Here is a 9971-nt window from a genome sequence, read left to right on the forward strand (position 1 = left end):
GAAGATAATCGCCCCAGTCAGGGGCGATTGTTGTCAACTAATCGCTTTAAACTCTCTAAGCGTCTGTAATCGAAGTTGCCATTGTTCTAACCAATGCATCGGGGTACACATCACCAATCGCCGTTCATCCGCCAGTGCATTCCCCAACACAATCTCTCCAGGAATGCCAAGCGAAGACAACTGAATATATGCCATCGACATCGCTACCACATCGATATCAACGCAGGAAACCCACATATGCTGTGAAGGCATATACCCCAACGCCTGAATCTCGACTGCGGCCGCGATCATCATGGCGCCGGCACCACACGCAGGCTCACTGATCGTCACGAACGGTTGGGTCAACAACCGTTGCTCCAGTCCGGTGAATTGCACTTTGGCCATCATGGATGCCACACTCCAGGGCGTAAAAAACTGCCCACGATGTTTATCACCGAGTTCCAGGTTCATGAAAGCCATGCCCAAAAAATCACAAGGTTTAGCGGCCAGTGCTATTCGGACCAGAGCAAGTAGGTGCGCCAGGCGTTCAACATCCTCACGTTCATACCCTTTGATGAGCGACATGTACTGCTTCTCCAGCGCCTCGTCCGGACAAAAGCGGTTGTGTATTGCTATCGCGCTGCACTGAACAAAGTCAGAAAAGACCTTGTACCGGTGATGGTAGCGTGCCGTTTGGCCAAAGAGGCCGATGAATTGGTTTTGTGCTTCAGTAAACGTCAGCATGGTGAACTCCATTAATAAAGGGAGTTCACCCGCAGTGGGAGAACTCCCCCACGGGAAAAAAAGGCCACCGGGATACCGGTGGCCATACGTTAGTGCTTCAACAAAAGACGGTGATTAGCCGGCGGCTGCATTCGGTGACAACGGCACAGAATCCTTGTCGGCGTAGGTCAGCTGGATCACCTCACCCGCCCCACCTTCAGCCGCTATTCGTCCACCGTCAACATGCTCACCACGGTCGTAGCGATCGTAACCGCTGCGTTCCGCATCGGACATATACCAGGCATGCTCCACCTGGCAGCTGAACAACTCAGACACTCTCCCAATAACCTCGCCGGCCGGCGGGTACCACGGAGAATCGAAGTGTACCGTCAACGTGTTGATGCCATCACGTACGCAACCGACATTATGGCCGGCCGGCCACTCGACGCCGTATTGCCGACCATAGAGATCAGTGGTGGTCGGCACATCACGCAGCAGCCCGCCTGAGCCATTCAGTTCGGTCGCCAGACGCGTCGGGATCAACATCAGCATATCGCATGGCGCGGTATACTCGGGCATCACGCCCAAACGTTCCCAGCAGATGCCGGCATCGATGTCAGAGCCTACCCCCACCAGTCCGAACCAGTCCGCATATTGGCGCGACAGTACATCCGCCATACGTTCCTTCGCCACGTTGGGGATGTTCTCCCATTTCACCGCATCGATACCCGACTGACGGTAGAGTCTCTCTATCAGGCGAATGTTCTCACCCGTTAACGGCACATCCGCCTTCAGCAATCCGAACCAGTGTTCAAAGGCCAGGTTCTGAGGCGATGCAATCCCCGGCTGCGTTAACAGTGCCGGATAAGGCACATAAACACCGGGTTTTGTCGTCGCCGGCTTCAGTATGCCGGCGTAGCCTGCCAGGAACAGCCGGCAGCTTTGTTGGATCGCATGACGGTAGTCAGGAACAACATGGCCATTGACCCATTGCTGCAGTTCATCCACAAAAACGGATTGGCCAGTGATCACTAAACGGTTATTGCACCAGTTCGACATGGTCGTTCTCCTCTTCTTACAAGAAAAAGAGGGAGCTTTCCCCAACGGGGGAAAGTCTCCCCCGTTGGGTTAGGTGTTACCTCATGATGGCCAGGACGATGATACTGCCCAGCACTTAGTGGTCTTGCTCGCCATAGTGAGCCCGGTATACCTGATGTTCGTCGCCATTAACGACCAATCCCAGCTGTAACAATATTCCGCGCTCCCACGAGCCCGGACGTCGGCTACCATCGGCGATACTCGCCAGAATGTAATGGATCAGGCCCTCGACATTCTCAAGCTGAACAGCGGCGCCACAGGTCTGCTGAAGCTTCAGCATGTAGGCCAGCTCGCTGGCAATCTCAGGATCAACGGTTATCTGCAGCCCCTTGTTGGTGGCTTTAGTCACCGGTTATCTCCTGTTCTGTTTCACCGATCACGCCCAGCTCTTCCACCTGGCGCAGATACGGTGATGATGAGGTAAAGGGATTGGCGCCGAGGCGTACCAGGTGGTATTTATCCACCAGGTTGTTGATCGCCTCAAACGGCCGCACTCCCGCTTCCTGTAAAGCCATCACGCACTCCGCTTCACACAGATCGGTATCGTTTAACGCCAGGCCAAAATATTTGGCCAGTAACCTGCCGGCAATGGTCTGCCAGTAACGTTGTTCAATCGTCATCACCAGACTCCTCATGCCGCAACGGCTGGATCGGTTGTCACCGGGTCCGCCAGGGGCTTCAGCAAAAACTCTGATGCCTCACGGGCCTGTTTTGCCGCCCGAAAGAGCGCGCGCTTATCCTCACGCAATACCTTGAGCCAATTATCGAGGTAGCTGTCGTGCTGGACGTCGCCAAAGACGCCAAGCTGCGCGCACATAAAGGCACTGCCCAACTCCGCCACCAGTTCTTCGAACGCGTACACCGGGTCACCGAACCGTCGGGAAGAAGACGTGATCCCTACCCGGTTAAGCCGTTTAGCATGGCCGGTGCTGTGCACCAGTTCATGCAATAACGTTGACCAGTAATCCGCCTCAGTCCGAAATTGTTGAGCCTGTGGCAGAACAATCTGGTCCCGGAGCGGGGAGTAAAACGCCCTGTCCTGGTAGACCTGTTCAACCCGAACACCGCAGGCCTCAACGAGGGTGTTAACCTGAGCCTGCGTTTTCGCATCAACCAACGCATCCCCCTCATCCGTCTCGGTTGTCGGCATAACGCCGACAACCGTCTCCGGGAGGTTGTCGCATTGGGTAACGTTAAACAGGTACAGCGGCTTCAGCATGGGTATTCGCGTTTTCAGCGGTTTCCCCTCTTCGTCAAACAGCTGCCGACCATCAGCATCCTCCACCTGCTTATCCCAGGGTTTGAATACCACAGCCAGGGTTGCCGTCTCGCCGGCACGTACATGGCCACCGACGGCTTCCGCCTGTTTATAAGTCAGCCAGCGATTGGAGTGAAAACCGCGCTCTTCCGCAGCTATCCACAAGAGCAGCACGTTTACGCCGCTATAATGGTACCCCGTCGTGCCGTTCTGTGGCATGACCGACCCGGTGGTATAAATCCGCTTCCGGTCAGTTCGCCAGGGTTTGCGCCAGGGTAAGGTGCCACGCTCAATGGCGCCGATGATACTGTCCGTGACCTGTTGGTACAGGTCTGGTCGTTCGCGACGGGCTTTTGCCGGCCGGCGTGATGGTGATGTTTTCTTCATGGAATGCTCCTCAATGAAAAAGGCGCATTCCTCCCCTGGCGGCGAAGAATACGCCCCAGGGGACAGGAAAAGTGGTTAGAGCGCGGGGTAACGCAGCGCCCCTTTCGGATTCACTGTGTCAACACGCTGTTTCAGCCGTTCGAACAGAGCCAGGTAATCAGCCCGATCGGCGGGTTTTGCCCTTTTGCAATCGGTATGACAGGCCGTGGCCAGCAGGTTGATGGCCCGCTCACGCCAGTGTTTAAACTCATCCTGGCTGACGCAGACCGAGTAATGGACCTCGGCCAGCTGCAGCATGCGCGCGGTCACCCGGCGATAATCGGCGACACACACCCAGTTAACCGTGGCAACGTGCATATAGACCGTTTCGGGTAACAGGTGGATCCAGAGCTCATGGCCTTGCGACAGTATTCGTTCGATACAACTGTCGTTCAGCACCAGCTCCTCGCCAAAGTCGTCGCCGCCGGCAAGCTGCCGGGACGTTTCATACCAGGCCTCATCCTTGTCAGGATGACACCCGTCGGCATACGCCAGGTGTTTGATACGGCCGGTGGCGTTTCGTTCGCCCACGGCCGGCATCAGATAGACGCCATTATCCTTGGCCAACACCAGCGCACACTGATTGGCGCGCACTTCAGCCACCACGGCGCGCAGTTCTGCAGGGTTAAAATGCAACATGATAAGTCTCCTGAGTTGCGGAGACGGACTTCCCCGGGAGGGAAAGCCCCTCCAGGGAAATGAAACGTTATGGTCAGTGGGTGGTGTTACCACGAAGCCCGGAAGTAAAGGTGGTCCAGACTGAAATCAAAACCGGCAAGAACGCTGTTAACGTACTCCCTCAGTAAATCGACCTGCGTCCAGTAAATACCGCCGTAGTCACGCGATTCAGAAGGAAACTCTTCATGGCAGTTCGCTTCATTCAGCCGCGACAGACACAAATCCAGCATCTGGACGTCGTTGCGGTCGAACGCCATCAGCTCACCGCTTGTGACCTCCCCGACACTGTTGTCCACCCAATGCATCAACGCAGTAAACCCGCGAAAATGACAGGTGTGAACCAGCAGCGGCGGATGGTAGTGGTTACACGTTTTGTGGTTGTATATTCGCGGCGCCTGCGCACAATCACCGCCGTCCTCCAGCCACGCTGGTGAACACGGCACCCAGTCACCGACGGGTGTCCAGTCGCCGTTTACCGGCAACATTGGATAGTCAGCCTTACGCTGACGGAAAAAGTTGATATCAAGCCCCATGGGTCACTCCTCTCGGTATACGGACAGGAGCTCCCCTGCAGGGAAGCCCTGCCGGGTGAATCAAAAAATCGCGACTATGCCGCCGAATGCGCCTGATTCAGACGCACGGCCAGCACTTCATCCATGCCGACAATAACGCGCCAGCGACAAAGCAATTCATCGGGATCATCGTTATGACTGCTATACCCTTCCAAATGGTAAAGAATGGAGTCATCAGCCAGTGCCGCCTCATCCACTTCACCCGGAGCAAGAAGTTCCGGGCGTTTAAGGTGGTGGCGCAACCAGAGTAGTGGCAACTCCCATCCTGGATTTTTGGAAAGTCTGGAGTCGTTCCGCTCTATCCGTACAGAGCCAGGGCACAGGTTATGAATCAGTATCAGAACCAGTCGGTGAAAAAAATCAGGGCGCTGAAAGAACCCCACACGTTCTTCGACGTAAGGCATCGGTTGCATCGGGATATTTACCTCTGCTACCGGTGATACACGTAAACCGGCCGTTTCGAAGATCATGCCATCAAACAGCTGACCGGCTTCCGTGATACCTTCTGGCCGGGCCTCTTCAGGCAACAACCAGAACACCTCGGTCACCGCCAGGGTGAAATCAATCCATGCGTCCTGGGACGGTGATGCGACAAAATAAACGTTCATACTCACGATAAATCCTCCGGTAACAAAAAATTGGGGGGATTTATCCCCCGGACGGGAATAAATCCCCGTCAGGGTGTGTGTCTGTCAGGCTGCCGTGCCGATCACCAAACCTCGAGCTCGCCAATCGCAATGTCGGCTTCGACATCGCGCTTGCCTTGCTCCACGGCCTGCGCCCAATAAGACGCGTAAATATCTTTGCTCAGTGTATCCAGACGAGCCATAAGCGCTTGCCCGTTAGCGGAAAGTGTCGATATATAGCCGTACTGCATGACCAGCAGGAAACCCCCAAAGGCCTCACCCGCATTGATAACGGCATTTTCCACATCATTCAGCTCAGTGGGGTCTTCACGTTCAAGACCCAGTCCCAGACGCTGGCAAGCCCGGATACTCATGAGCTTGCCTTCCACCAGGCAAAGGAAATGAAACGCATCAAGCGCGGTTTTCACGTCAAGTACGTTGGGTAACGGGGTATGCATCGATAAATCCTCCATAAAATGCCGAGGGATTTATCCCCATAACGGGTGTAAATCCCCGTCAGGGTATTAAGTGGGTAAACCGACCGCTCTAAAAGCGGTAACGCAGTCTGGCCAAATGCTCAGCATGTTGGCTGGCGAGTCGGTAAGCTTTTCTGCGCTCGGTATGCTTGCAAGACAGCACAACGTGGGTGCTTGCGTAGGTATATTCGCCTTTGTACCAACCTTTGCGCAGCGTCAGTAACGCGCTGACCGAACCATCATCACTGCAGATAACATGCGCGCGAACGGCAAAATTACCTGCTGCATTGACGTACCAGTCAGTAAAACGCGGCGGCGCCATGCGAAAAGGTATTCGCTGGACAGCCGATTTGACACGGTGCAGGGTTGAGAAGAAATCAGGAACAACTGAAGAAGTAAAAACAGACATGGTGTTTCTCCTGTAAAAAAGGGAAACACCGCTCCCAAGGGAAAGGTATTTCCCCGGGGGATCAGATTGCAGCAACCGCAGTCGTTATGACATCGGTCAATACCTTCATCACCGTTAAGTGATCCCTGTTCTCAAAGGTTAAACAGGGTTACCGCCACTGGGGCTTCCTCTTTCAGGCTACGAGGATATTCGCAGTCGCCCGAAGGCGTTTCTCACAGACCGCTGAAACTTTGGTTGGCACTCACCCGAAGGCGCTTCTCACAGAGTGCTGAAGCATTGGCTGGTTGTCCGAAGACAACGAGTAAGCATGTTTATTTTCCGAGCAAATCGCTGATCTGTCAAGAGGCCATGCGCACCTGTTTTTGGATTAATTTTTCCTATTATCCTAATAACGTAACATCTCAGTACCATTATCATTTTGAGGTCGCAGCCCTGTGAGAGCTGCGACCTTATGTACGAACCATCATATTCACGTATACCGTTGAGAAAATTTTAAATTAATAAAATCCCGCATACTAAATGCAATTAATCCGTTACTCCACATCACCTTTAAAATAGACTTGCTTAATATAACGTCCTCGGCCATCACCATGGCCCAAATCCATCGATACCAATGCCTCTGCTTCTACACGACTCATTCCATTTTTAACATGATGAGTCACCGCATCGCGTGAATACGCGTATCGCAAACTATGGGGAGCATCTTTCCCTGTCATTCCTGCCTCACGAACAATATTTCGATAACGTTCTATTGCTGTATGCAATGAAGGTTTATCAATCAATTTTCCATTATGGTCATCACAATGCTTTATTGCAGCATCTAAAATAGATAAAACCTTCTCACGATTAAAAATAGTTGTATCGCGAGGGCGACCTCCTTTCGTGCCAAACACAACCCGAACACGCTCATCGCCATTAATTAAAGCCTGCCGCCATGTTTTTAATGACTTTGCTGACTGAACAGTTTCTTCCGTTCGCAAACCTACATAGCGAGACAACTGAACACCCAATGCTACCCCTGCATCTTTTTTTAAGACGTAATTTATGACAGCAGTTAATTTTTCATCCGAAATAGGAGCTTTTGTCCCATCACGGTTAGCACCTGAAATCCCGAGAGCCTGGTTGCTCAATTTCTCATGATGGGGATCAGCAAGCTTATTCCGGCCCGCAACTGACATGATTGAACGCACTGCTGCCATCTCGTTTTGTAATGTGCGAAGCGATATATTTTCAGCCTTCCGGCTATGAATGTACTTTTCGATATGGGTCGTTTTAATGTGTTTTACATCACGAATTTGAATATTCAACTTTGCCAGACGTTCAGAAAAACGGTCTGCAATTCTGGAACGGTCAGCAACGGTTTTAAAACTCCCTCGTCCCTGACGAGCTAGCGTGACAAGTTGTTTTCCCAGCTGTTTACCGAATCTGGACATCTTAACATCTCCAATGGGATACACGTCCTTCTGCTTTAAAAGAAGCAGACGGATCTGTACCCCAGTAATTTCAACCCCGACGACACGGTTGCTTTTGCGCTTCCTGCGTCTCGACTGGTATCTGTGCATCGGGGCGGCGAAATGTTGAGTTCTTGCGAGGCACCCCAGATCTCTGATCTGTTTGCTGCTTATGCAGAGCTGACTTTCGTCAAGCTGCCTCCAACACTACTGTTCGTAGTGTCGCCATCGATACCGAGTCGATTTCCTCCTTTTTAGATAGTGAAACGTTCAAAACGGATTTCCCGTCGTAATTACGTTGAAGTGAATGAGTGTTTAAGACCGTACTGACACGGACTACATGTTGGTCAGATGGTAGTAAAACGTTGAAAGCCACGTCGTGCGTGGTTTGAGACGTTATGCGCTACGCGCGTCACTTGGTAGTGTCTTCGCCACTTCACAAGTGACGCGCGCTCCTCTGCTCCTAATGAGACTCACGTAAGCGGCCAAATGTACCAAATGGCCTTATACGTGCGTTCAAAAGTCGCATCGTCAGCAACACGTCGAAAAAGATAAAATAATCAAAACGTTGAAGCGTAAAACCTCGCCTTGGCGAGCTTTATAGCTGAAAGACGTAACACATACGTTATTAGTGAAAAGAACCGTACCAGGACTGGCGCGGTTGAGTCGTTAATGAACCTTCATCACAATCGTGATCTCCGTTCTCAAAGGGTAAACGGAGGTACCGCCACATGGGCATCCTCTTCCAGGCTACGAGGATATTGTGACCACCCGAAGGCGTTTCTCACAGGTCACATGAAACATTGGATGGCACTCACCCGAAGGCGCCTCTCACAGAGTGCTGAGACATTGGATGGTCGCCCGAGGACGACGATACAACATAGATAGGTTAAGCGATCTTACTGGAGTCCGTCAATTCCCGTTATTCACATCCCTACTGTCTTTACTTAACCGAGCGCTGTTTTCCATTCAGATTACTAAATACCTAATCAGTAAGGTAAATCTCGGTGCTGAACGTCAGCCACTTCAAACTTTTCATCCCTAAGTACTTACTTTTTCTATTCATCCAATTGACGCAGTGGTAGTGTTTTAAGCCAATACAGATGATGTTGATATCTAACGCCGAACGTTGAATGGCAGCTCGTTGCTTTCGTGAGTCATTTTAGCCGTTCAGTTAAAAGCTCAATCGACTCAGGGACTAAAGCATGACTGGAGTATCCAACGATCAATACGCTGCCGGTGAACAAGGCTTGGGGTATATTTATCAGCCTCGTTTCGCACTGCTTAAACTTTTGCAGTGGCCAGAAAACAGCATTCTCAGTGATGTTGTTATCCGCTTCCACCCAGCCATCTTCTGCATAGTACGTCAGCGCCTGCCACTGGTTCAGCGCGTACGCCTTTGCCAGCTCTGAGTGTTGGGACATTCTATTTTTGACAATGGATTTAAGTAGTCAAAAAATATACAATATGGCATCTTAGCAAAGATACTGGGGGTTATATGGATGTATATAAATTATCAAAGCGTGAAGTGGAAGTTATATATTTGTTATCGCAAGGATATAGCTGCACCGAAATATCTGAAAAGTTTAACATCTCAATTAATACAGTAAAATTTCACTCTCATAACATCGTACGTAAAATAAATGCCAAAAATATAAAGAATGCTATTTATATAGCCCATAAAATGGAAATTATATAATATGGAAACATCTTTGTTTATTGCAAAAACTCATGACTTTAATCACGATGGAATTCTTGACTATCGCCATTACTTAAATAGCGATGAGTTAGAATCATATAATAAAATAAAAATAAAACAAGACAAAAACAACTACATCACCTCCCGAAAAATATTAAAATCAGCTTTGCAAAAACTCTATCCAAACATTAGCAGAAAAAGTTGGAAATTCACCAAAAACAGCTATGGCAAACCCATTATTATTTATCCGGAATTACAAAAACCATTGTATTTCAATATATCACATACTCTCGATGCTGTTGCAGTAGCCGTAAGTCAAACAAGTGACGTTGGTGTAGATATTGAAAAAATCAGAAATCTTGCGATTATTTCATTTCCAGAAATGTCTATTTCTCATCTTGAGATAAGTAAAAATTACTTTACCAAAAATGAATATAAAAAAATATCATCTCTTCCTTACAATGATGGCGTATCTTATTTTTGGAGGCTCTAGACCTTAAAAGAGTCTTATATGAAATATCGGGGAATTGGATTATCACTAGGTTTAGACTGCATTGAAGTAGATATTTCAAACCA

General features: G+C 50.2%; 13 protein-coding genes and 1 pseudogene. 2 read left to right on the forward strand and 12 right to left on the reverse strand.

Annotated features, from left to right (window positions below):
* Nucleotides 1–33 precede the first annotated feature (33 nt).
* The 12 genes and pseudogenes from ACJ8IL_RS22215 to ACJ8IL_RS22270 all read right to left on the reverse strand — a co-directional run.
* Complete coding sequence (locus ACJ8IL_RS22215; protein ID WP_442516835.1) at nucleotides 34–723, reverse strand: N-6 DNA methylase; 690 nt, start codon at nucleotides 721–723, stop codon at nucleotides 34–36.
* A gap of 114 nt (nucleotides 724–837) precedes the next feature.
* Nucleotides 838–1761, reverse strand: a complete 924-nt coding sequence (locus tag ACJ8IL_RS22220) for a DUF1281 domain-containing protein (RefSeq protein WP_442516836.1) — start codon at nucleotides 1759–1761, stop codon at nucleotides 838–840.
* Nucleotides 1762–1876: 115 nt separating this feature from the next.
* The gene (locus ACJ8IL_RS22225; RefSeq protein WP_442516837.1) at nucleotides 1877–2149 is read right to left on the reverse strand and encodes a hypothetical protein; all 273 of its coding nucleotides are present in this window, start codon (nucleotides 2147–2149) and stop codon (nucleotides 1877–1879) included.
* Nucleotides 2142–2420 (reverse strand): TA system toxin CbtA family protein, encoded by a 279-nt coding sequence (locus ACJ8IL_RS22230; protein ID WP_142002981.1) that lies wholly within the window; start codon nucleotides 2418–2420, stop codon nucleotides 2142–2144. The genes ACJ8IL_RS22225 and ACJ8IL_RS22230 overlap by 8 nt, the downstream gene beginning before the upstream one ends.
* Before the next feature lie 11 nt (nucleotides 2421–2431).
* Nucleotides 2432–3445 carry an ArdC family protein gene (locus ACJ8IL_RS22235; protein ID WP_442516838.1) on the reverse strand — a complete coding sequence of 338 codons (1014 nt, stop codon included), beginning with the start codon at nucleotides 3443–3445 and terminating at the stop codon, nucleotides 2432–2434.
* A 75-nt stretch (nucleotides 3446–3520) separates the two neighbouring features.
* Nucleotides 3521–4123 (reverse strand): DUF3085 domain-containing protein, encoded by a 603-nt coding sequence (locus tag ACJ8IL_RS22240; protein WP_100395943.1) that lies wholly within the window; start codon nucleotides 4121–4123, stop codon nucleotides 3521–3523.
* 86 nt (nucleotides 4124–4209) lie between these two features.
* Nucleotides 4210–4695: a hypothetical protein gene (locus ACJ8IL_RS22245; RefSeq protein WP_180547766.1), complete on the reverse strand. Its 486-nt coding sequence runs from the start codon at nucleotides 4693–4695 to the stop codon at nucleotides 4210–4212.
* Between the two features lie 74 nt (nucleotides 4696–4769).
* A complete protein-coding gene (locus tag ACJ8IL_RS22250; RefSeq protein WP_180547767.1) occupies nucleotides 4770–5348 on the reverse strand; it encodes a hypothetical protein in 579 nt (192 codons plus the stop codon).
* Between the two features lie 95 nt (nucleotides 5349–5443).
* Nucleotides 5444–5818, reverse strand: a complete 375-nt coding sequence (locus tag ACJ8IL_RS22255) for a hypothetical protein (RefSeq protein WP_442516839.1) — start codon at nucleotides 5816–5818, stop codon at nucleotides 5444–5446.
* Between the two features lie 88 nt (nucleotides 5819–5906).
* Complete coding sequence (locus ACJ8IL_RS22260) at nucleotides 5907–6245, reverse strand: hypothetical protein (RefSeq protein ID WP_072008249.1); 339 nt, start codon at nucleotides 6243–6245, stop codon at nucleotides 5907–5909.
* Nucleotides 6246–6778: 533 nt separating this feature from the next.
* Nucleotides 6779–7678, reverse strand: coding sequence for an integrase domain-containing protein (locus ACJ8IL_RS22265; RefSeq protein WP_442516840.1), 900 nt, complete (start codon nucleotides 7676–7678; stop codon nucleotides 6779–6781).
* Nucleotides 7679–9003: 1325 nt separating this feature from the next.
* Nucleotides 9004–9120, reverse strand: a pseudogene (locus ACJ8IL_RS22270) (IS66 family transposase); the annotation flags it as partial.
* Between the two features lie 74 nt (nucleotides 9121–9194).
* On the opposite strand from ACJ8IL_RS22270, the gene ACJ8IL_RS22275 reads away from it, so the two are divergent.
* Both ACJ8IL_RS22275 and ACJ8IL_RS22280 read left to right on the forward strand, forming a co-directional pair.
* Complete coding sequence (locus ACJ8IL_RS22275) at nucleotides 9195–9395, forward strand: helix-turn-helix transcriptional regulator (protein ID WP_442516841.1); 201 nt, start codon at nucleotides 9195–9197, stop codon at nucleotides 9393–9395.
* 1 nt (nucleotide 9396) lies between these two features.
* A complete protein-coding gene (locus tag ACJ8IL_RS22280; RefSeq protein WP_442516842.1) occupies nucleotides 9397–9888 on the forward strand; it encodes a 4'-phosphopantetheinyl transferase family protein in 492 nt (163 codons plus the stop codon).
* The last annotated feature ends 83 nt before the right edge of the window (nucleotides 9889–9971 follow it).

The sequence above is a fragment of the Serratia sp. CY47444 genome (assembly GCF_052168635.1).
Taxonomy (GTDB): Bacteria; Pseudomonadota; Gammaproteobacteria; order Enterobacterales; family Enterobacteriaceae; genus Serratia; species Serratia bockelmannii.

Coding starts and splice junctions, on each gene's coding strand:
- ACJ8IL_RS22215 (WP_442516835.1), bottom strand. CDS start 723: ATGCTGACGTTTACTGAAGCACAAAACCAATTCATCGGCCTCTTTGGC.
- ACJ8IL_RS22220 (WP_442516836.1), bottom strand. CDS start 1,761: ATGTCGAACTGGTGCAATAACCGTTTAGTGATCACTGGCCAATCCGTT.
- ACJ8IL_RS22230 (WP_142002981.1), bottom strand. CDS start 2,420: ATGACGATTGAACAACGTTACTGGCAGACCATTGCCGGCAGGTTACTG.
- ACJ8IL_RS22235 (WP_442516838.1), bottom strand. CDS start 3,445: ATGAAGAAAACATCACCATCACGCCGGCCGGCAAAAGCCCGTCGCGAA.
- ACJ8IL_RS22240 (WP_100395943.1), bottom strand. CDS start 4,123: ATGTTGCATTTTAACCCTGCAGAACTGCGCGCCGTGGTGGCTGAAGTG.
- ACJ8IL_RS22245 (WP_180547766.1), bottom strand. CDS start 4,695: ATGGGGCTTGATATCAACTTTTTCCGTCAGCGTAAGGCTGACTATCCA.
- ACJ8IL_RS22255 (WP_442516839.1), bottom strand. CDS start 5,818: ATGCATACCCCGTTACCCAACGTACTTGACGTGAAAACCGCGCTTGAT.
- ACJ8IL_RS22260 (WP_072008249.1), bottom strand. CDS start 6,245: ATGTCTGTTTTTACTTCTTCAGTTGTTCCTGATTTCTTCTCAACCCTG.
- ACJ8IL_RS22265 (WP_442516840.1), bottom strand. CDS start 7,678: ATGTCCAGATTCGGTAAACAGCTGGGAAAACAACTTGTCACGCTAGCT.
- ACJ8IL_RS22275 (WP_442516841.1), top strand. CDS start 9,195: ATGGATGTATATAAATTATCAAAGCGTGAAGTGGAAGTTATATATTTG.
- ACJ8IL_RS22280 (WP_442516842.1), top strand. CDS start 9,397: ATGGAAACATCTTTGTTTATTGCAAAAACTCATGACTTTAATCACGAT.